The following is a 22,514-nucleotide window of genomic DNA, read 5'->3' on the forward strand; positions in this document are numbered from 1 at the left end:
ATGAAAGCGCGGAGCGAATAAGAAGTATCACCGTTTGCCCTTGACGTGGCAGGTCACAAGGGAAAGATACGGAACAGAGGCGGAAAGTCCGAAACCAGCGGCATAAAGACCGGTCGGGCTGTGGAATACCGTGTTGTTTCGACAGGTCGAAGCTCCGGCATGGAACGGCACGATCCGGGCTGCCGCCGGTTTTGAACGGCCTCCCGTACCTTTCCCTGACGACTTGTTACGGCACAGACTTTCCACTGGTTCACGGGGTTGGGAAAGCCGGCGTATAATAGGGAAACAGCCTGAAGGTAAAAAAGGAGTAATCGTACTATAAAAGGTATCGGTTGCCCCGCAATCCGTCCGGAGGGCTTTCGCCCATCGGACAGACCACAGAGGTTATCGGCTTATAGTTTGGGCTTGTTCTTCGGGAGAATGGGGCAAGAAAGTATTATTCTGTAAAATGGCCCCAGCTCGGTCTTTACCGGGTCTTTCGATACCAAGAATGTTGCGCTCTCCTTGACCTTCGCTATATCCAAAATGGTCTTACAGATGTACTTATTCCTCAAACGTGTTCCTCCCCTGTTGAACTGCAGCGGAAAACCTCGCTTGTCAGTGGTTTTGTGCAGAAACCACTCTTTCGGGTTGTTTTCATCACAGCCAAACTCCAGTCGGTCGTTCATTGTGATATTCATTTCTTTTGCCAATTTGGTGGATAGATACATGTTGCCGGTAACGCTGTTGAACCTTATGCTTCTTTTACCTACACGGTTTTCTCTTGTCCGGCAATTCTCGACGTTGTAAATTACAAATTTCATTTTCTTGAATTATTTACGGGTTATACAAATTACATGCTTACGTGGGCGTACCTTTTGGAAAATCCTTCGTGATTGCGGATAGTGTCGGTTATATCGCTTATTCTCCGGTGTATCGCACTTGCGGAAATGCCTGCATAGGCGGAAAGGTGTCTGTATGAACATTTCGCCTCGTACTCTTTCAGTCTGAAAAGCTCGTAGTCCGTTTGGGGATATTTCTTCTTCACAAACAGCAGTATGTCATACACCAGCTTGTCGGAAGCTGCCAGCACCTCGACGGACGGTGTTTCTTCTTCCTGCATGAGCAAAAAGAAATGTTCGTTGTCGGGGAAACAGTAACAACTATCCTTGTGAATACATTTCAGTCTGCACTTTTTGTACACGCCGAAAAAATAAGGCTCGAAGCTCTCGACAGGTATTTCCGAAATCACGACTTCCCGTTTCATCGCCAAATAGGCGTCGTGAAAGGCGTCCTCGTGCAGGTAACGTCCGAATATGTTACGCAATCTCTGATAGTTGTAAACGAACCAGTTGTCAAAAAGCGAATTTTTTTTCATGTTTCAATTTGTTTTTAAGTTTTTTTTATTTCCCTCCGGTTCGAGCGATTACCGGAAAGTTCGATTCTTTTTTCTGCCTCGTCTTTGCATCACGGGGTTTGCAGCAAGGATTCCATGAAAAATACTCTTGGAATGGAATGAGAAGGAAGATTTTTCATCAGGAAAATCGAAGATGGGCCTTGAGGCAAAGTTTTGAGATGCAATCAACTTTGCGGAAAAAAGTGTCGGGCTTTACGGTCGTCGGTTCGTGATAGCATCTCAATCTACAAAGGGGGGGGAAGCGAAAGCCTGCCTATAAAAGACAAGGTGTGTGGTATAAAAGGAGTGGCTGGAGGTACAAGGGGAAGATTCCGTTACAACCGGGTATGGCCGTGGCAGACCGGAAGGTGAAAAAATCCCCTGTCCGGTGTTGTAACCGAACAGAGGGAAAAGGTTAAATCTATGAATTATGGTCATGCCGCTTTGTCGGTGGCCTCGTGTTCGGAAAGGGCGGACTGCGTGCGTTCCGCCTCTTTCATGCTTTCGTCGATCCGATGCTGTAAAGCGTTGCACTCCTGTTTGAGCCTTGCCAACTCGTCCGCCTTGCTCCACTTGCGGGCGATGATTCCCTGCAAAGCGGGTATCTCGCTCTCCAGCTTGGCTATCTTCTGCCGTTGTTCCTCAATCATGCCGGGCAGCTTGGCGAGGGCGGCTTGCGGGTATCGGGAGGATTCCACGAAGCCCAGAGGCAATGCTCCCGATATGCCACAACGGTATTTCAGTCCGCTTACGCCCTCGACGAGGAACGTGTTGCGGTAGAATGTACCGCCCATGTCATACTCGCTGTACACCGACAGGTTCAATCCGGCATACGTGCCTATCGTACCGATTGCCCCGTTGCGGTAGGTCTTGGAAATGCGGTGCAGCTCCCGTCCGGTCTCTTCCGCCGTGGCTTGTGCGAGGTTCAACAGCCGGGTCGTCCGGTCTCCGGTGTAAGAGGTGATATATTCCCAGTCCTGCGTCATGCGTGCCGCCGCACTCTCGGCCTTTGTCATGTCTTCCCGGTTGGCCGCAATCTTACGCTCGGCCCTGATACGGTCTTTCTTGAAAATGGCCTGTTCCTTTTCGAGCTGCATAATCTTGTTGTCGAGCTTCGTTTTCTCCAACAGGTCGGTATTTCCCGACAGGAGAGCCACGAACTCGGCGAAATTCATGCCGTTATCCTCGTCCATAGCGTCCTCGTCGATACGGCGCACAGCAATCGTACCGTTGTTAATTTGGTTGATGAACATTTGCTTGGTTTTCAACAGGTTAAATTTGTAAGCGTCGAGCGTCTTTTCCGTTCCGTAAATCACCACGTCCACGGTATTGTTTCCCCAGAGCTTAACGGTGTTGCCTTTGCGTACCGCACGACCGTTGCGCTGCTCCATGTCGGCGGGGCGCCAAGGTATCTCCAGATGATGCACCGCAACGGCCCTTTCTTGGGCGTTTACTCCCGTTCCCAACATCGAGGTAGAGCCGAACAACACCCGTACCCTGCCACTGTTCATGTCCGCAAAAAGTTTCTTTCTCGCCCGTTCGGTCTTGGCGTACTGGATAAACTGGATTTCATCGGCAGGAATCCCCATTGCCACCAGCTTGTCCTTGATGTCGCTATAGATGTTCCACTCGTTCGGCTTGTAAGTGGCAAGGTCGCTGAAGACGAACTGTGTACCACGATTGGCATTTGAACTTACATAATAATCATAAATAGTTCTTGCGCAAATCGAAGCCTTGTTGTTCGGGTCATCAGTAAACTTATCGCCCAACAGACGCATATCAAGAGACATCTTACGGGCCACGTTGGTAGCAACAAGCATTTTTGCCTTGTCGAGATTGTCCGGCTGCGGAATATCCAACCCCAAATCTTCCCATTGTCCGCTGTGCGCAAAGGCGACGAGCCGCCCGATCATTTCCTCCTGTTGGATAGTGGGTGCATGGGAAAGGAAACGCACGTTTTTGTCCGGCACATCGAGGTTTATCATATCGGCTGTACGATAGTCGGTAATCTCCCGCAGGAACATCGCCAGTTCCGGCACTTTGATGTAAGTGCGGAAACGCTCTTTGCGCTTTATCGTACCCGTTACGTTCAGCTCGTAGTCGGCGGCCTTTTTCGTGAAGATAGCCGCCCAAGCGTCGAAACAGCTTACTTGTTGCCGTTTGAGTTCCCTTGGACGCAGATATTTGAACATCACGTACAGTTCGGTCAGCGCATTGACGACCACCGTACCCGACAGGAACGTAGCCCCCAAGTCCTTTCCCGTGCGGCGTTGAATGTCCCGAATGGCAAACAAAAGGTTCATCGCCCTTTGCGAGCCTTGCGCATTGCCGATGCCCGCTACTCTCGTGTGGCGTGTCTGGAACATCAAATTTTTATAGCAGTGGCATTCGTCTACAAAAATGTGGTCTATGCCCATCGAACGGAAATCGATGGTATCGTCTTTCCGGAGGTCTATCTTCATCTGCAGTTCGGCGAGCTTGGCTTCAAGGTTCTGTTTCCGGGTTTCCAGTCCTTTCTGCATCCTGCCGCTCCGGTAACGCATAGTGGATTGCTCCAGCACTTCGAGGCTGCGCTCCACATCGGCCAGTTCTTCCGAGAATATGTCGTACATGGTTTCTTCGGATTGCGGAATCTTGCTAAACTGGTCGTGTGTCAGGATAATGCAATCCCAGTTGTTGTTCTTGATTTTTGAAAACACTTCCTTGCGGTTGGCGGGGGTGAAATCTTCCTTGCCCGGATAGAGCACCTTGGCCGTGGGGTATGCCTTTCGGAATGTATCGGCAATCTCGTGTACATTGGCTTTCAGCCCGATAATGAGGGGTTTCTGCACCAGTCCGAGACGTTTCATTTCGTATGCGGCCACGCACATAATCATCGTCTTGCCCGTGCCGACCTCGTGCCAGCAGATACCGCCGCCGTTCTGCTTAATCATCCAGATAGCGTCTTTCTGTGAGGGATAAAGTTCTTTGTACGGGAACAGCTCGAAAGAGAGGCCGGGGAACGTCTGCGCCGAGCCGTCGTAGTGCGGACGCACGTAACAATTGAAGCGCTCGTTGTATGTCCTTACCAGTTCGTCCCGGACTTCCAAAGGCTCATCGTCAAGCCACCGGTTGAAACGGTCTCTAATTTCCTGTATCTTGGCGGCGGCCTCCTGCATGGCTTCCTCGTCCGGCACACGTATTTTGCTGCCGTTCCGGTATTCCTCTTTCGTTATCTCAGGTACGGTATCGTGCAGGGCGTGTACAAACAAGTCCTCGCCGTTGTAATTGCGCACGGAATAGGTATTGTATGCCACGGGCGAATATCCCTGCAGCCGAATCAAGTAGGTATCGTTCACGTCGAAATACATCACGTCCGCACCCACTCCGAATAGGTCGGAGGCGAAATCGGCGTACAGCTTCGTATCTATCCACCGCTCGCCCATGTTGATGTCGAGTTCTTCATAGGGTATCGGTTCGGGTATGGTGTTCTCCAGTGCCTTTGCGGACGCTTCGGCCCATTCTTTCTCCTTGCCTGCGAGATTCGGGAGAAAGGAAAGCGTCTCTTCCTGCTTGGCGATGATGTTTCCGGAGAGGAACTTTCCTTTGTGCTCCCATTCCCCATTGGCCGGATTGTAGAAAATTTCCCCTTGCAGGGCTTCGATGATTTCTTCTTCCTCCTTGTTCGTGGCTTGTGCCATGTAGCCCATATCGACCTTGCCGTAAAAGTTCAGGCTGCTTGCCAAGGCTTCCACGGGGGACAGCGTTACGGCGGTGTCTATCTTCTTGAAAGCTACAGGTTCACGCATAACGTCGGCTTTGAAGATGTCCCTGCCGACCTGCATTTCTATCGTGAACACCTCCGTACCGAGGCTGTCGAGCAAGATAAACTCCTTGTTGTCGTTGTCGTGGAAAAATCCCCATTTGGCAATAAAAGCGTCGTATAGGGTGTTGAGTTGTTTACGCAGTTCCGAGCACTCCTTTTGTTCTTCCCGTTCCCTGCCGGACAGCTCGAAATACACCTTGCGTATGGGGAAATAGTCGGCGGCCCTGTCCGTATTTACCTTGCCCTCGTCCACGGGTACGAAATCAACGGCTGTCTCCGTGTAACGGCTCGACTTACGAAACCGAAGCGTACCTACCTGCCCCTCGAAAACGACCATTGCGCCGTTCTTCATCCATGTTTCCATGTCCTCCGTGTAGGCACGTATGCCTTTGACCGTCTGCGGCTCGCCGAAAAGAGACATCTGCACGGGGGTGTTGTCCTGGCCGTGATTGGCAAAAAGAGCCTTGCGAAAATAGCGGTCGAAATCGTATTTGAGCAGTGCGGAAAGGTATTGGGACATGGCGTTTCCATCGCCTAACCACTGGTATTTGCGGACGTACTTACCGAACTGGTTCAGCGCAATGCGACTGTCCGTGGCAAGGGCGGTCTTGGGGAGGGTAAAGATTTTGTTCGCATAGTCGGTCATCGTTCCTGCCGTGTCGACCTTTTCCTTGGAGACCTGCAAAAACATCTTCTCCCGTAACGAGAGCGTCGCCTTGCGGCTGTGCTTTTGGAATATCAAAAGGTCGCTCCCTACCTCTATGCCGCTCGTCTGCATGAAAAGGGTATCGGGTAGCCGTAAGGCCGTTATGAGGTCGGCATGATTGACGAGGTACTCGCGCACGAACTTGTTGCCCGGCGTGTCGGCAATTCCTCTCGGCGCAACGAACGCCAGCAGTCCGCCCTCGTTCAACAGTTCCATTGCCTTGACAAAAAAGTAGTTGTGTATGGTCTTGGCTGACTGTTCGTACATGCCGCCTTTCTTCCACATTTCCGCATCGAACACCCGGAAATTGCCGAACGGGATATTCGAGGCGATAACATCGAAGCTCTCATGCTCCAGATGCTGGTCGGCTATCGTCTCGAAGCCTGCCGTTACCGTGGTCGCCTCGTCATACAGAAGCGACAGGATAAGCCCCGTAAGACAATCTTTTTCAAAAGCGTAGCTGCGAGTGCCGGGCATGGAGACGGGCAGAAAGCCGCCAATTCCCGCACTGGGTTCAAGAAAGGTACTCATTTGCAGGCAGTTATCCTTGAATGTAGCGTGTATCTGCCGGGTTACTGCGTCCACGAGGAATTTCGGTGTGTAAAAAGCAGTCAGGACGGAGGATTTTATACTGTTGATGACGGCTTGCCGCATGGCGTCGTCATAATAGGGATATGCGCCTATCAAGTCCTGCAGCTTGCGGATAGGCTCGGCCACATCATCGCTGACGGTATGCTCCGTTCCTATATTCAATACATCTTTAATCCCCCCGAAACCGGAATATCGGGATAATACCTCTTTCTCTTCGTCAGTGGCTTGTCGGTCGTCGATACGGACTTTCATTGCCGTTGCAATGGCTTCCACGTTTGCCACCAGTGATTTTAATTTGCTGTAACTCATAATTTAACCTTGTTTGTTTCCCTTTATTCGGCCTGTTTGCGGCCTCCGGGATTATTTTTCTGCCTCTTGAAGGTGGCAGGGACAATCGGACAAGGCTGAAGCGAAAAAATACGCTCGACAACGGAGAGGAAGATTTTTGCGCCTCACTCGCGGCGCAGCCGGCATTGGCAAGATTGGAACGGCCCGTTACCTTCGCGGAAAAATAATACCCCGCAGGTCGCTGCAAGGCTGGGCACGGAAACCGACAGCTAAAAGAGGGAGGAAAATGCGTACAAGGGAGAAAGGACGGAACGGGTATAGAAAAGGGAGAAAGCGTCGTACAACGGGGAATGCTGCCGACAGACCGGAAATCCGGAGAAGATGGGATAAGACAAGGGAATCCTGTGCATAATCAAAAGAAAAACTTACCCCTGTAACCGATTATAATGAATAACCTATGACTGAAAAGAATACTCCCATCTTATCTCCCGAATATCTCGATTTCAGAAACGAGATAACCTCCCGCATCCGGTCGCCCCAATACGAGGCATTGAAGGCCGTAAACAAAGAGATGATCGCCCTGTATTGGGAAATCGGCAGGCGGATTACCGAACAACAAGCGGCCTTGGGCTGGGGAAAATCCGTCATGGAGAACCTTTCGCGGTACATACAAAAGGAGTTTCTGGGTATAAAGGGATTCGGTGTTTCCAACATGTGGGACATGGCCCGTTTTTATACCGAATACCGGTCGAATGAAATTCTCCAACCGTTAGTTGGAGAAATTAGCTGGTCGAAGCACATCGTCATTCTGACCAAGTGCAAAGAGATGCAACAACGGCAATTCTACATCTTGTCAACCAAGAAATACGGCTGGACGAAAGATGTACTTATCAACAAGATAGAAGCAAAGACCTACGAAAATTATCTGCTCGGTCAGAGCAACTTCGACATGACCTTGCCGGAGAAGATAAAGAACCAGGCCATACTTGCCCTGAAAGACGAATATACATTCGACCTTGTGGGCCTTTCGAAAGAACATTCCGAATACGAACTGGAACAAGCGATTATAAAGAATATCCGCGCGTTCCTCATGGAGTAGCGAGATATTCAGTTTTTTCTAACTGAAAGTGAGTACAGAAATGTTATCATAGCATGGCAGAGACTATTTGTCAATCCACTCTTTTAGCCGTTGAGCCTTCTCTTTACTAACGGTTATTTTTGTGTTCGGATACCCTTTTAAGCGGACAATAAGTTTCCCTCCGAAATAATTAGAAAGAAACAATACGTATTCTATGTTAATTATGTATTGGCGGTTGGCACGGAAGAAGCAATCAGGATTGAGTTGCTGTTCGAGTTCGTCCATTGACATATTGACAACTTCTGAAGTTCCATTATTAAGACGAAGGTATACCGTCTTGTTTTCGGTTTCGATATGGTTGATGTCCGAAACACGTACGGTCTTATACCCGTCACGATAGGGCAACAGGAAACGTTCCCGATAGCGGAACTGGTTCTTCTGCAACGAATCGAAAAGCTGCCGGAGATTTTCGTCAGCATAATTCTTGCCAGCTTTGGTAGCTTTATCTATGGCAGCTTCAAGTTCATCGGCATCCAAAGGCTTCAGAAGATAGTCAAAGCTATTGAACTTGAAAGCCTGTACCGCATATTCATCGTATGCGGTGGTGAATATGATTGGAACGGTTGCCGGAGCATATTTAAGCGCTTCAAAACTCAGGCCGTCAGTAAGGCGGATATCCGCAAGGATGAGGTCTGTTGTTTTGCCTGATTGGAAAAAATCGACCGCCTCTTTGATATTTGTAAGTGGTCCTTCAATTATAAACGTCGTATCAATGTCGTTCAGCAATCTAATGAGACGCATGGCATTGCGCTGTTCGTCTTCAAGAATCAGTATCTTCATAGGGACTGTTTTTTTATGATGGGCAAACTCACCGAATAGAAGTTCTCGGCATTTTCTATCTTGACTTTTTTATCGCAGAGCAACGAATAACGCTCTATTATGTTTTTATGACCCAAGCCGGTCGATTCCATTTTTGAGAGCAAGGAAGATTTAAGGTTGCGCACTGTGATATAGTCGTCAGACAACGTGATGTCAATAAACAACGGATTTTCCATCGAAAAACCGTTATGCTTTATTGCATTCTCCACAAGAAGTTGCAACACGGCCGGGGGAAGGTATCCTTTGCATTCTTTCAGTTCGAGGCTGATGTTCGTGACGACCCCTCCGACGTGGCGCACCTGCATCAGATACAAGTATGATTCAAGGAACTTTATCTCATCTCTGACGGGAATCAGATTCCGGTCCAGATTGGTGATGATGTACCGGTACACTTTCGACAGGTTACTCAGGAACTTGCCGGCAAGTTTGGTATCTTCCTCTATCAATTCCAGCAGGTTGTTGAAGTTGTTGAACATGAAGTGCGGATTAATTTGCAGCTTCAGCGAGTTGAGTTGCGACTGTAAGGCAATCTCCTTCTCCTTCATCAGTGCCATTTCAAGAGCCTGCTTCTCATCGCGCGCCCTGATGTATGACTGGAGGAAGAATGTGTTGGCATAAACGCTTGATATGAAAGTGGCTATCATGGCAAAAGTGTAAGCCCCCTTCATGTTGATCAGTTCGTCAAGAAGCCCGTTGCCGGTTTCATCCCACAAAAGATTGAACAGAGATGTCATGCCGAACGCAACGAGGTTATTCAGCGTCAAAAGACAGGAAGCATAGACAATCACCCACACATAAGATGTTCTGAACGGCAAAATCTTAAAAACAAGGTAAGAGAACCCCAAGGATATGTAGGTAAAGAGCATACACAACAAAAAATCGACGACATAATCGACTGTCGCCATTCCCGGTAATTGGTTGGCGGTTTCGTCATCAAGAATTAACCATATAATAAGGTAGAGGATATAGGAAACGAGCGATAGCAGGAAGCCGTTCCGCCAGTTCATTATTTTTACATTTTCTTTGATCATATTTGGTTGCAAAGTTACTTCATGTTGCAAAGGTACGACTTTGCTTTTTCATTTGATAGGTCGAAACCGGATGAAACAGACAAAACAGCAGTTGAAACAGATAAAAGGAGTGTCGAGACAGATGGTTCTATCATTTATACTGTATTCGATGCTTGCATAATGAACGTAGATTGCCAAAACAGGGTATGATTTTGGTAATCTGTAGGAAGGTGACGCATCAAGAAGCATGGCTTAACTGCCCAAAGATGTGCATCTTTGAAAAGAGCATTTACAATGACATTTCAGAAGCCATTTTAGCTGTTTTATAAATGTTTTTTTCCGTTTCGACTGCATGCCGGTTGTCGGCAAATTGGGTATGGAATATCTTTGCAGCCAAAATTGGCGACTTATGATTATTGAAACAGAACACCTTATCATCAGAGATTTTCAGGAGAAGGATGCCGTTGGTTTGCTGGAATACCTCTCCCATCCGCGTGTCAACTGCTTCGTGAGCGAACGCTTGTGCTCTGAAGAGTCTGCACTGGCTTATATATCCAATACTCCAAAGGAGTTGCTGCGCTATGCCGTGTGCCTGAAGGAAGACGATTTCATAATCGGTGATGTTTTTGCATTGCGTGAAGAAGCCGACACATTCAACGTGGGCTGGCATTTCAACCAACGCTTCGAGGGCAAGGGATTGGCGCATGAAGCGGCAACGGAATTTCTGGATTACCTTTTCCGTGAAGCAGGCGCACGTCGCATCTACGGCTTTGTGGAGGATGACAACCTGCGGTCGAAAAGATTGTGCGAACGTCTCGGAATGAGATATGAAGGATGCATGAAGGAATTCATATCGTTTGTGTGCCATCCCGATGGAACACCACGGTATGAGGACACCTGCATTTATGCGGTATTGAATAAGGAATGGAAAAACAATAAGAACAGATGATGAATAGAAGAACATGGATAGCCGGCATCACGGTAACAAGCCTGCTGGCTGCATTATTGACAGCCTGCAAACAAGAACAGAGGGAACAGGAAATGAGACAGACATTGCCCGTCATGGTGGTTTCTTCCCGGGCAGTTGAATTTCAAGAAAGTTATTCCGCCTCCATCCGTGGGCGGCAGGATGTGGACATAGTACCCCAAGTGTCGGGCCGTATCACCCGCCTGTGTGTGAAAGAAGGGGAGCAGGTTAAGACGGGACAAGTGCTTGCCGTCATCGACCAAGTGCCCTATCAGGCAGCCTTGCGCACCGCACAGGCAAACGTCAGCGCAGCACAGGCAAAAGTGGAAACGGCACGGATCGAGCTGCAAGGCAAGCAAGCCTTGTTTGATGAGAAAGTCATATCCGATTACGAACTCTCTCTTGCCCGCAACGGGCTGGCGGTAGCACTTGCCGAACTCGAACAGGCAAAGGCTCAGGAAACGGATGCCCGCAACAATCTCTCCTATACCGAGATAAAAAGTCCCAGCAACGGAGTGGTAGGCACGCTTCCTTTCCGCATCGGCGCACTTGTCAGTCCCGGCATGACGCAGCCCTTCACGGTAGTTTCCGACAATGCGGAAATGTACGCCTATTTCTCCGTCTCCGAAAACAAGCTGCGTCAGTTCAGGACACAATACGGTTCCATAGACAAGATGATTTCCCAAATGCCGGAAGTCGGCCTGCAACTGAATGACGGCACGTTCTACGGACGGAAGGGACGCATAGAGACTGTCAGTGGCGTGGTCAATGCCACCACCGGGGCGGTGCAAATCAAAGCCCGCTTCCCCAACCCCGACCGTGAGCTGCTGAGCGGCACCATCGGCAATATCGTCCTGCAAGGAGTGGATGCGGATGCCATCCTGCTGCCCAAGACCGCCACCGTGGAATTGCAGGACAAGATTATCGCCTACCGCCTCAGAAACGGAAAGGCCGAAGCAGCCTACCTGACCGTGGACCGTCTGAACGATGGTAACCACTTCGTGGTGAAGCAAGGTGTGTCCGTGGGCGACACCATCATCACCGAAGGGGTAGGACTTGTAAAGGAAGGAATGATTGTTACACCTAAAAACGTAACCCCATGAATCTACGATTTTTCATAGACCGCCCGGTATTCTCGGGCGTTATTTCCGTGGTGATTGTCTTGATGGGACTCATCGCCATCAAAGTGCTCCCGGTGGAGCAATATCCCGACATTGCACCGCCTACTGTCAACGTGTTCTGTACCTATCCCGGTGCGAATGCCGAAACCGTGCAGAAAGCGGTAATCGTCCCGCTTGAGGAAGCCATTAACGGAGTGGAGGACATGATCTACATGACCTCTACCGCATCCAACACGGGCGATGCTTCCATCAACATCTATTTCAAGCAGGGTGCCAACGCGGACATGGCGGCGGTGAACGTGCAGAACCGTGTGAATGGCGCGTTAAGCCAGCTTCCGGCGGAAGCCACCAAAAGCGGCGTCACGACAGAGAAACAGCAGAATGCCGAGCTGATGACTTTCGCGCTTTACTCACCCGACGACCGTTTCGACCAGACTTTCCTGAACAATTACATGAAAATCAATGTCGAGCCACGGGTGAAACGTATAGGCGGTGTCGGAAAGGCACAGCTGTTCGGCTCGAACTACAGTATGCGTTTGTGGCTCAAACCGGACAAGATGGCGGGGTACGGGCTTATCCCGGATGATATTTCGGCGGTATTGGCACGGCAGAACATTGAGGCCGCCACCGGTTCTTTCGGACAGAACTCCGACGGGGCAAACGAGTACACGATGAAATACCGGGGCAGGCTCTCGACTGCGGAAGAGTTCGGCGAACTGGTGGTCAAGTCCCTGCCCGGCGGCGATGTATTGCGATTGAAAGAGGTCGCGGATATAGAGCTGGGCGATGAGTATTACAATTATTCATCCGAAGTGAACGGACATCCGGCAGCCATGATGATGATAAACCAGAAATCCGGTTCGAACGCATCAAGCACCATCAATGAGATACACGAGGTACTCGATGACCTCAGCCGCGATTTGCCCGAAGGGGCAGAGTTTGTGGTGCTTACCGACACCAACAAGTTCCTGAATGCCTCCATCCATTCTGTCATCAGGACGCTTATCGAGGCGATACTTTTAGTCATCGTGGTGGTGTATGTGTTCTTACAGGACATCAAGTCCACGCTGATTCCCACGATTTCTATCTTCGTGTCCATCATCGGAACGTTTGCCGTAATGTCACTGATAGGCTTTTCCATCAACCTGCTTACGCTTTTCGCCCTTGTGCTTGCCATAGGCACGGTGGTGGACGATGCCATCGTGGTGGTGGAAGCCGTGCAGGCGAAGTTCGACGAGGGGTATCAGTCTCCGGTGCTTGCCGCCGATGATGCCATGAAGGGCGTGTCGTCGGCCATTCTGACCTCCACCCTTATTTTCATGGCGGTGTTCTTCCCTGTGGGCATGATGGGCGGTACTTCAGGGGCGTTCTATACGCAGTTCGGTATCACGATGGCGGTTGCCGTGGGCATTTCGGCCATCAATGCCTTCACCCTTTCTCCGGCATTGTGCGCCCTGCTGCTGAAGCCTTACATTGACGAGCACGGGAACACGAAGAACAACTTCGCGGCACGCTTCCGCAAGGCATTCAATGCGGTTTTTGACCGTTTGAGCCGTCGTTATGTGCGCGGTGTGCTATATGTCATTCATCGCAGGTGGCTGCTGTGGGGCACTATCGCGGTATCGTTCGGGCTGTTGGTGCTTTTTGTCAATACGACCAAGACCGGACTTATTCCTGAAGAAGATACAGGCACGGTCATGGTCAGCATGAACACGAAACCCGGTACATCCATGGCGCAGACCGGCAAAACCCTAAAACGTATAAACAGCCGTCTTGACAGTATCGCAGAGATTGAATACAACGGTACTGTGGCAGGCTTTTCTTTCAGTGGCTCGGGACCTTCGCAGGCCATGTCTTTTCTCACTCTCACGGATTGGGACGAGCGCAAAGGGGAAGGGCAGTCGGTGAACGATGTAATAGGCCGTATTTATGCCGCCACCGCCGATATTCCCGATGCCACCGTATTCGCCATGTCGCCCCCGATGATTGCCGGATATGGGATGGGCAACGGTTTTGAACTGTACTTGCAGGACAAAAACGCCGGAGACATAACCGCCTTCAGCCAAGTGACCGACCGGTTTGTGGAAGCGTTGTCGGGCAGACCGGAGATCGGTGAGGTCTATTCATCGTTCGCGGCTGATTATCCGCAATACTGGGTGGATATAGATGCTGCCAAATGCGAACAGTCCGGTGTGTCTCCTTCCGATGTCCTGTCAACACTCTCGGGATATTTTTCGGGAGAATATGTATCGAATTTCAACCGCTTCTCAAAACTGTACCATGTCACCATGCAGGCTCCTGCCGAATATCGCATGGACACCGAATCGTTGGACGGCATGTATGTCCGTACTTCCGACGGCTCCATGTCGCCGTTGAGCCATTTTGTCCGTCTTACCAAGACCAACGGTCCGTCGGACCTGACCCGCTTCAATATGTTCAATGCCATTTCCATCAGCGGGTCGCCGGCAACAGGATACAGTTCGGGACAGGTATTGAAGGCCATAAGGGAAACTGCCGACCACGTTCTCCCGTCAGGTTACACCTACGAGTTGGGAGGGTTGTCGCGCGAAGAAAGCAATACGACGAACAATGCCGTGTGGATATTCGTGCTGTGCATGGTCTTGATATACCTCATACTGTGTGCCCTCTATGAAAGCGTGTTCATCCCGTTTGCCGTGTTGCTGTCCGTGCCTTGCGGTTTGATGGGCAGCTTCCTGTTCGCGGGACTGTTCGGGCTGGAGAACAACATCTACATGCAGACCGGACTGATTATGATTATCGGGCTGCTTGCCAAGACAGCCATTCTGCTGACCGAATATGCCGGCAAGCGGCGGTCGGAAGGCATGACCCTCGCGCAGGCGGCATACAGTGCGGCAAAGGTTCGCCTGCGCCCCATCCTGATGACCGTATTGTCTATGGTGTTCGGACTCGTTCCGCTGATGATGGCTCATGGTGTGGGTGCCAACGGCAGCCGCTCGCTCGCCACGGGCGTAATCGGAGGTATGATAGTAGGTACGCTGGCACTGCTGTTCCTCGTACCGTCACTGTTCATCACATTTCAATATATTCAAGAACGGATTAAACGTAATTAAATGAAGAAGATCATCTTATTTACCATATCAACCTTGATGCTTACCGGCTGTGGCACATACAGCCGGTATCATCGGGCTGACATTCCGACAGAGAAGCTGTACCGGAATATCCCGGCTGGCATTGATACAACAACGCTTGCATCCATGTCATGGCGGGAGATGTTTACCGACCGTAAACTTCAGTTTTTGATTGAGACAGGACTCCGGCAGAATACCGACCTCAATGTGGCACGCCTGCGAGTGGAAGCGGCAGAAGCCGCCCTGATGACAGCCAGACTGTCGTACCTCCCTTCATTGGGAATCAGTGCGGAAGGCAGCGGAAACAAATATGACGGAGCTACGGCAAAGGCGTACAATGTGGGAGCGTCCGCAAGTTGGGAGCTTGAATTATTCGGCAAACTTACGGCAGCAAAGCGTGGTGCGGTTGCCGCATTGCAAGGAAGTCGTGACTACCGGCAGGCCGTACAGACACAGCTTGTCGCTACGATAGCGGACAGTTACTATACCCTCGCCCTGCTTGATGCGCAAAAGGTGATAAATCATCGGACTTTGGAAAACTGGCAGGCTACCGTGCGCACACTTGAAGCGTTGAAAAAGGTGGGCAAGGCGAATGATGCCGGTGTGTTGCAGGCAAGGGCAAACGTGATGCAGCTGGAATCATCGCAACTGGCTATATGCAAAAGTATCTCTGAGACAGAAAACGCCTTGTCGGCGATACTTGCCATGCCGTCGCACTCGATTGAGCGGAGCGATTTGGCAGAAGCGTCTTTCCCCGATACAATCTCTGTCGGAGTTCCTTTGCTGTTATTATCCAATCGTCCTGATGTTCGTCGGGCTGAAATGGAACTGGCTCAAGCGTTCTACGCCACCAATGTAGCCCGCTCGGCCTTCTACCCCAATATCACTCTTTCGGGTACATTGGGCTGGACCAACAATGGAGGCGGGGTAATCACCAATCCCGGACAGTGGCTGTTCAATGCAATCGCTTCGCTGACACAGCCGTTATTCAACCGTGGAACAAATATCGCTAATTTGAAAATTGCTCAAACCCGTCAGGAAGAAGCCAGATTGTTATACCAACAGTCATTACTGAACGCGGGGAAAGAGGTGAATGATGCCTTAACCGCATGGCAGACGGCAAAATCGCAATTTGAAATAAACACCCATCAGGTTGAAACCTTGCGTGAAGCTGTGCGAAAGACGGAACTGTTGATGCGCCATTCCGGTACCACCTATCTGGAAATATTAACTACCCAACAGTCACTCCTTGAAGCAGAGACAAACCGGTTGCAAACCAGCTTTGACCGCATACAGAGTATTATCAAACTTTATCATGCACTGGGAGGTGGAATATAAATTAGAATCGGGTATCGAAAATACCTTTTGACATTGATTACGGAATCAGAATTGCAATGGAAGTTATTAGTGGGACATGGAAAAGTTGTATCATTTTTGAGCTAAGCGATGGGGCTAAATGTCCGAGCAAATTACACAAATTGTTTCCTGAAGCCAATGCTCGTGTTATAAATCAGCAATTAAAGAAATTGGAAATGTATGGAATCATAGAGAAGAAAATATTTGCGGAACTTCCCCCACATTCCGAATACTCGATTACTCCGATAGGTGAAACCCTTTTGCCTATCATTGAGAAACTGGAAGAGTGGGGCAATTTCTTTCGTCCCAATATGGAAAAAATATTAGGAATGTCAGCAGACAAAATGTAATTCATTCCTTTGCTTATATATTACACAGTAATAAATTGCATAAATACATGAAAACAAGATATTTCGAGAAGACATTGAAACAGGTGAACGGCAGGTGCAAAGCTCCCGTGGCAGAGAAAACTGCCGGTTGTACAGGTATGTCGGAATAACCTTATCCCAATGAATATGGAAGCAAAGCTCTGGTTCATGGTTTTGTGCGGCCTTGCAGTCCTGCTGTCGTATCTTGCCGGTTTCTGGCGACGGAAGACTGCAGCTGCTGCGTTCGCAGCAGCACGCCGCTACCGCCAAAGAGCGCGACCGTTATTGCCGTCTGGCGGTACTGGCGGGCCATCGGGAAGCCTGCCTCATGTTCTGTTTCGCCCGTTCGGACTTTTTCGAGGACCATCAGCCGCTCAAGCCGTTCAAATCGCACGGAATAAAAGTCGCTTTCTATGGGTATTACTATCCTTCACGGTACGCCGACCTGATCGACGATGAACAGCGGGCGTTCTGCTGTTCCCTCTACCAGTTCAAAGAGGGCGAAAATCACGGTATCGAGTTTTTTAAGGCGTGCATGTCCGTCTTGAATTTGGCCGATGCCCCTTACCACATCCTGTTTATGCCGTGCAGCGACGAGTTCAAGTATGCCCGGCGATTCAAACGGCTCGACTGGTACATCACAACCCACCGGCCGGACCTAAGTTCGGGCTTATATGATGTCGATGTGTTCGAGTCACGCGACAGCTTGCACGAGGCGAAAGGCGGCGAAAACCGTATCCTCGAAAGGAACTACCGTATCACGGGGAATATCGAAGGGAAACAGATTATCATCGTGGACGACGTGCTGACAAGCGGACAGAGTATGGCCGACTACAAGGAGGAGATAGAAAGGTGCGGCGGCAAGGTGGTGGCGGCCATCTTCTATGGAAAAACCGTTACCCGGCCGCCTCTGCTTCTGATAAAGGCGCACGTGTGGGGTGGCTGCATCGTGAACAAAATCAAGGAACTGACGAAATGAAAGAATGACTATTGTTGAAATTCGTTTGAACATCATCGGGAAAAAGCCTTATCCTTTTTATCAAGGGGTGGTAGAAAGGGGACTTGAACACTTGGAAACGGTTTTGGAACATTGGAAAAAGAATATATGACATGGAAATAAAACTTATTACTTCTAACAAGAAACAATTCTTGGATTTGCTGTTGTTGGCAGATGAACAAGAAAGCATGATAGACAAATATCTGGAACGAGGTGAGATGTTTGCCCTCTATGATGACGGTCTGAAGGCTATCTCTGTAGTGACGTGTGAAGGAGAGGGTATTTACGAAATAAAAAACATAGCCGTTTGTCCCTCCTCCCAACGCAAAGGATACGGAAAACGGCTGGTTGATTATCTCTTTGGATACTATCAGGGCAGATGTTCCGTCATGCTTGTCGGTACGGGAGATACGCCATCTACACTCTCTTTCTACGAACATTGCGGCTTTCGTATCTCACACCGACTGAAAAATTTCTTCACGGATAATTACGATCATCCGATTTATGAGGATGGAAAGCTGCTTACCGACATGGTGTACTTGCGGAAAGATTTCTCTTAATTCATATTTTGAATGGAATCTCATTTTTCACATCATTTATTATAAGTGATTTGTGATTATTGAATTATATCTCTATTTTTGGAAACGTAATTTTAATTTTCCCGAAAAACCAAGAATAATAGGGACAAGTATTTTTAGTCATTACATTAAAACATTATAATTTATGAAGAAAATCGTATTGACTTGTGTCCTCGTTTTTTCAGCCTGCTGTGTGACCCTGTTTGCACAAAAGGACAAAAAAGAAAAGGAAACAGTGAAAATAGAATGTTGTTGCGAGGACTGTACCTGCCGCAAGTGTAAATGCGATACGGACTGCTCGGAATGCAGAGGTTGTCGCAAGAATGAAGAATGCAGAAGTTGCGTAGATTGTGATCATGAAGGTCGTTGCTGCGATTATCATCGTCATCACAAGAAACACAGAAGAGGCGGATGTTGCGGAGGATGTTAAACAATCGCTGCCCCAAATTATAAAAAGTGAGGTTGTTCACTTCAAACCGGCACAACCTCACTTTTTATGCGCAAAGAGGCGATGTCTCCGTATGCGGTCATTCCAACCAATGGAATCTTGAACAAAGCCTCCCAAATTTTCAACTGGCAATCCGTTTCTTTCAAATGCCGTTTTATCTCTCCGGTCCTGCATGAAAATAAACAGGGCGTTCTGCCGTATGCCATCGCATTTTGTGTAGAATCGGGTGTGCTCAATCTCCAAGAGACTTTCTTAAAAACAAGTTTTATTACTTGTTTCCTTTTCTCACCCTATATCCTGTCCACAGACACCATACGCATCCTCCTCCCACGAGGAAGACAAACACGTAAGTAGCCACGCTGCCTATGAACACCCGTCCGCTGTGTACTTCCAAAGCGAAGTTCCAAAGCGACATGGGTTGTGTGGAGAGTTCGCCGGGCTGGACAAGTGCATCCGTTCCCTCGTAATATTCCACCACGCATTCCTTTCCCTTGAAATCCGCACTGTAACCCGAAACGGCAAACTTGCCGAAAGGAGGACCGGCTGTATCTTCGGCTTCTTCTCCCGTGAAGTAGTCCGTTACCCAGCCCTGCTGTCTGTCCCAAACGAACAGGCCGCTGAACGAACCGGCCAGCCAGTTCCCCTGCTTATCCTTTTGCCAGACATTCAGCCCCATGACACTGACCGGGGGAGCTTCCTCCACCTTCACGGGAACGGCATCCGGTGAAGCCAGCGAATAAAAACCTTCGGAAGTGGAGAGCAGCCAGTCACCGCACATATCGTCATAGCGCACCATGCGCAGCTTGTCGTGCCAAGGATTAGGGCTGTCTAAGGAAGTGCCGGGCAGAGCGGGTGTCTTAGTCAGAGCCAACGGTATCATGACGGGTGGACGGAGACACCAGCCCGTAACGGCCACCAAGAGGGTCAGTATGATAGTGGTGCGTCCCAGCTTGTCGTGCCACAGCAGGGAGAGGCGTGTCCATCGGGCTTCGCCTTCCGTGTGCCGCCCGTGGCGGTGGCGGCGGCGCATGTCCTTGGGCAGCAGCCAGTAGGCAAGCCCCGTGAGGCACAGGAGAACCAGCACAACAGCCACCGCATCCACAACCAGCTTGCCTGCCGTGCCGAACAACTCCCCGCTATGCAACATCCACACCGTGCGGAAAAGCGTCACCTTCGGCTCGTAACCGTCGGGAACTTTCACCTGTATTTTCCGAAATCCGGCGTGAGAAGACGTGGAGAGATAGAGGTACGAACGTCCGGCAACTACCAGCGTGTCGCCCCGGACGGTGATGTCCGAAAGACGTTCTCCCTCGTCCAAAGGCAGGGGGATTTCTATCCAAGCCGTTCCGTCGTGGCGGTACAGGCCGAACTGGCCGGCGGCATACAGCGTACCGTCGGGTGTTTGCACTATGCCTTTCATGCTACGGTAGTCCGCCCCTTGGGAAAGTCCTTCGTTGAAGTCCGCAAAAGCCGAGGCGGCAGTGTCCGTGCGCCATACCCCGGCTGCACCATAGGCCAGTATATGAGCCACGGAATCCTTGTCCGTATAGCGCAGCGTTCCCCTCAGCAGCCCGCCGTTCCATGCTTCGAAACGATAACCCGCAGGCAGCCACTTCCGGCTGACGTTGATGTCGGCCACCGCTTCACGATGATTCAGCACAATACCGCTCCAACAGAACATGAGCATGAAGAAGCAGAACAGCAACCCGAACCATTTATGATGTTTCCTCCAAGTTATCCGTTTCATGATTTATCTTTTATTGTCGTTTTACATCCGCAGTTTTCTTTCGTCTGTCACAAGCGAGATAAAGCCCGGTTACTGCAAACGAAACCAGAATCAACGCGATTTCCTGCACATGTCCTTGTGGATTTGCCCATAGCCCGTTCAGCAGGTGAATCCGGTCGAAGACCTCTACCGCGATCCAGAAGATAATTACGGTGGCGAAACCGAAACGCAGGCTCATGCCCCACGAAGCATAACGCAACAGCTTGGCGAACATGAACAGCGAACCGATGAAGCCCAGCATCCCGACAAGCAATGTCACCGGATGATGGTCACCAAAAAAACGCTCATCGTAGCAGAACATCAGCACCAAGTAGCACGTCCACAGCATGGTAATGACTTCCATAAAAGCGACAATGCTGGTATGGCGTGTCATGGGGCGTGCGGCGATTTCCTTCTTGTGCTTGCCGAAGAACAAGCGCTGCCACCAGTTCAGGAAATTGCAGCCGTTGGCAGTGCAGAACAGGTACAGCATCATCGTCATGGCCCAGAACCCGAATGTGGACGGAAGTATCAGGTATTCCGGCCGGCTGACAATCTCGCCCGTTACCGGGTCGAGCTGCGCCTGCGTGCCGAAACGGTTGGCATAGTACATAAACAGGAAGTCGATGGCGCCCATCCAGTAAAACATACCGCCGAACAAACCCAACAGCGTTTGTTTGACGTCGCCTTTTATGAATACACCGATAATGACCATCAGCAAACCGAACAGCCCCATTCCCATACCGGCATAGAACTGTTCCACCCCCGCCGTACCGTCTTTCAGCGCACGTGCCAGGATGTGTGTCAGCGGCATGGCAACCAATGTCACAGCGATGGAGACAAACGCTTTAAGCCAGTGCCTTTTTCTCTCTTTTGTTGCTGCCATATCCGGTTTTCTTTATTGGGAAACGGCATTCTTTTTCTTCGCACCCATATACCACAGGTAAACAGCCAGTACAAGGAACGCTGCCAGTATGATAATCATTTCCGTCTTATGCCCCATAGGGTCTACCCATATCTCGCTCAACAAATCCATACGGCCAAGGATCTCAATCGGTGTCCAGAACACGATAACGGTAGCGATTGCCATACGGATGTTGGCCCCCCACGCAGAAAGGCGCAACTGTTTGGCGAAGATAAAGAACGAGCCGATAAAGCATCCGACCCCCACCAACAGTGTCACCGGATGATTCTCGCCCAGGAATACATCATCGTAGCAGAACATCAGCAACAGGTAGGAAGTCCACAGCAACATCATCAGTTCCATGAATGTGACGATACTCGTGTGGCGCGTCATGGGGCGGGCGGCGATGTCGTTCTTCTTACCACGGAAGAGCAACCGTTGCCACCAGTTGATGAAGTTGCATCCGTTCTTTGTACTGAACAGGTACATTACCATAATCATCATCCAAAAACCGAACGAGGCGGGCAGTATGAGATATTCGGGACGGGTTACGATTTCACCCGTCACAGGGTCGAGTTCCGGCTGCGTGCCGAAACGGTTGGCAAAATACATGAAGAGAAATTCCACCCAGCCTGTCCAGAAGAGCAGACCGCCGAAGAATCCCCAGAGTGTTTGGCGCGTATCTCCTTTGGCGAATACGCCGACAATCACCATCGCCATACCTACCGCGCCCATGACAAAGGCCGAATAGTGCAGAACGGTCTCGCTCATCAGATGCTCCATGATAATCATCAGCCCGTGCCCCAAAGGCATGGTAAACAATACCATGAGGAAAGAAGCGATGGCTTTCCACCAATAGCGCCGTTTGGCGGCAGGAGGTGTTACATTTGTTGTTTCAGTGGTCGTTACGTTAGTCTTTTCCATATTCCATTAATTTACGTTTGATACGTTTCTTGTAGAATACTATAATAATTGCCGCAGCAACCAGCATGGCGGCGTGCAGCGTAATTGTAAACTCCCAAGTGGGAGCATTGGGGCTGTCCCCGTACTTGTCTGCCATGACGAAGTGGGCGACCGTTATCGCCGTCAGGAAGACGATAACTGTCGGCCATTTCACCCACCGCCGGTTGCAGAAGCGCATAAAGCGCACGAATTGTCCCATCATACT

At 50.0% G+C, this 22,514-nt stretch carries 16 protein-coding genes and 2 pseudogenes; 9 read left to right on the forward strand and 9 right to left on the reverse strand.

What is annotated here, in order from left to right; genetic code table 11:
- Window positions 1-392 precede the first annotated feature (392 nt).
- The 3 genes from ACHLI0_RS17725 to ACHLI0_RS17735 form a co-directional block, all read right to left on the reverse strand.
- Window positions 393-803, reverse strand: coding sequence for a hypothetical protein (locus ACHLI0_RS17725; RefSeq protein WP_007569349.1), 411 nt, complete (start codon window positions 801-803; stop codon window positions 393-395).
- A gap of 29 nt (window positions 804-832) precedes the next feature.
- Entirely contained in the window at window positions 833-1,357 is a 525-nt protein-coding gene (locus ACHLI0_RS17730; protein ID WP_007569350.1) for a hypothetical protein, read from the reverse strand.
- Window positions 1,358-1,809: 452 nt separating this feature from the next.
- Complete coding sequence (locus ACHLI0_RS17735; RefSeq protein ID WP_007569351.1) at window positions 1,810-6,786, reverse strand: N-6 DNA methylase; 4,977 nt, start codon at window positions 6,784-6,786, stop codon at window positions 1,810-1,812.
- A gap of 436 nt (window positions 6,787-7,222) precedes the next feature.
- On the opposite strand from ACHLI0_RS17735, the pseudogene ACHLI0_RS17740 reads away from it, so the two are divergent.
- Window positions 7,223-7,861 (forward strand): annotated as a pseudogene (locus ACHLI0_RS17740) (DUF1016 N-terminal domain-containing protein); the annotation flags it as partial.
- A gap of 66 nt (window positions 7,862-7,927) precedes the next feature.
- On the opposite strand, the gene ACHLI0_RS17745 reads toward ACHLI0_RS17740, so the two are convergent.
- Together ACHLI0_RS17745 and ACHLI0_RS17750 are read right to left on the reverse strand one after the other, a co-directional pair.
- Window positions 7,928-8,683 (reverse strand): LytR/AlgR family response regulator transcription factor, encoded by a 756-nt coding sequence (locus ACHLI0_RS17745; RefSeq protein WP_007569354.1) that lies wholly within the window; start codon window positions 8,681-8,683, stop codon window positions 7,928-7,930.
- Window positions 8,680-9,753: a sensor histidine kinase gene (locus ACHLI0_RS17750; RefSeq protein ID WP_101543009.1), complete on the reverse strand. Its 1,074-nt coding sequence runs from the start codon at window positions 9,751-9,753 to the stop codon at window positions 8,680-8,682. The genes ACHLI0_RS17745 and ACHLI0_RS17750 overlap by 4 nt, the downstream gene beginning before the upstream one ends.
- A gap of 388 nt (window positions 9,754-10,141) precedes the next feature.
- On the opposite strand from ACHLI0_RS17750, the gene ACHLI0_RS17755 reads away from it, so the two are divergent.
- From ACHLI0_RS17755 to ACHLI0_RS17790, 8 genes and pseudogenes are all read left to right on the forward strand, one after another.
- Window positions 10,142-10,681: a GNAT family N-acetyltransferase gene (locus ACHLI0_RS17755; RefSeq protein ID WP_171059046.1), complete on the forward strand. Its 540-nt coding sequence runs from the start codon at window positions 10,142-10,144 to the stop codon at window positions 10,679-10,681.
- Window positions 10,678-11,802, forward strand: coding sequence for an efflux RND transporter periplasmic adaptor subunit (locus tag ACHLI0_RS17760; protein ID WP_007569358.1), 1,125 nt, complete (start codon window positions 10,678-10,680; stop codon window positions 11,800-11,802). The genes ACHLI0_RS17755 and ACHLI0_RS17760 overlap by 4 nt, the downstream gene beginning before the upstream one ends.
- Entirely contained in the window at window positions 11,799-14,912 is a 3,114-nt protein-coding gene (locus tag ACHLI0_RS17765; protein WP_007569360.1) for an efflux RND transporter permease subunit, read from the forward strand. The genes ACHLI0_RS17760 and ACHLI0_RS17765 overlap by 4 nt, the downstream gene beginning before the upstream one ends.
- The gene (locus tag ACHLI0_RS17770) at window positions 14,913-16,268 is read left to right on the forward strand and encodes an efflux transporter outer membrane subunit (protein ID WP_007569361.1); all 1,356 of its coding nucleotides are present in this window, start codon (window positions 14,913-14,915) and stop codon (window positions 16,266-16,268) included.
- 56 nt (window positions 16,269-16,324) lie between these two features.
- Window positions 16,325-16,636 carry a winged helix-turn-helix transcriptional regulator gene (locus ACHLI0_RS17775; protein ID WP_007569362.1) on the forward strand — a complete coding sequence of 104 codons (312 nt, stop codon included), beginning with the start codon at window positions 16,325-16,327 and terminating at the stop codon, window positions 16,634-16,636.
- 165 nt (window positions 16,637-16,801) lie between these two features.
- Window positions 16,802-17,633, forward strand: a pseudogene (locus tag ACHLI0_RS17780) (phosphoribosyltransferase family protein).
- Window positions 17,634-17,764: 131 nt separating this feature from the next.
- Window positions 17,765-18,211: a GNAT family N-acetyltransferase gene (locus tag ACHLI0_RS17785; RefSeq protein WP_007569366.1), complete on the forward strand. Its 447-nt coding sequence runs from the start codon at window positions 17,765-17,767 to the stop codon at window positions 18,209-18,211.
- Between the two features lie 163 nt (window positions 18,212-18,374).
- Entirely contained in the window at window positions 18,375-18,659 is a 285-nt protein-coding gene (locus tag ACHLI0_RS17790) for a hypothetical protein (protein ID WP_164932424.1), read from the forward strand.
- A gap of 286 nt (window positions 18,660-18,945) precedes the next feature.
- Here the strand turns inward: ACHLI0_RS17790 and ACHLI0_RS17795 are convergent, their stop codons facing one another.
- The 4 genes from ACHLI0_RS17795 to ACHLI0_RS17810 are packed head-to-tail and all read right to left on the reverse strand — an operon-like array spanning window position 18,946 to window position 22,511.
- The gene (locus tag ACHLI0_RS17795) at window positions 18,946-20,424 is read right to left on the reverse strand and encodes a PepSY domain-containing protein (protein ID WP_007569370.1); all 1,479 of its coding nucleotides are present in this window, start codon (window positions 20,422-20,424) and stop codon (window positions 18,946-18,948) included.
- A gap of 10 nt (window positions 20,425-20,434) precedes the next feature.
- Window positions 20,435-21,328: a hypothetical protein gene (locus ACHLI0_RS17800; RefSeq protein WP_007569372.1), complete on the reverse strand. Its 894-nt coding sequence runs from the start codon at window positions 21,326-21,328 to the stop codon at window positions 20,435-20,437.
- Window positions 21,329-21,340: 12 nt separating this feature from the next.
- Window positions 21,341-22,270 carry a hypothetical protein gene (locus tag ACHLI0_RS17805; RefSeq protein ID WP_007569373.1) on the reverse strand — a complete coding sequence of 310 codons (930 nt, stop codon included), beginning with the start codon at window positions 22,268-22,270 and terminating at the stop codon, window positions 21,341-21,343.
- Window positions 22,257-22,511 (reverse strand): hypothetical protein, encoded by a 255-nt coding sequence (locus ACHLI0_RS17810; RefSeq protein WP_225719307.1) that lies wholly within the window; start codon window positions 22,509-22,511, stop codon window positions 22,257-22,259. The genes ACHLI0_RS17805 and ACHLI0_RS17810 overlap by 14 nt, the downstream gene beginning before the upstream one ends.
- Window positions 22,512-22,514: the final 3 nt, after the last annotated feature.

This window comes from Bacteroides sp. RCH18, from assembly GCF_058231005.1.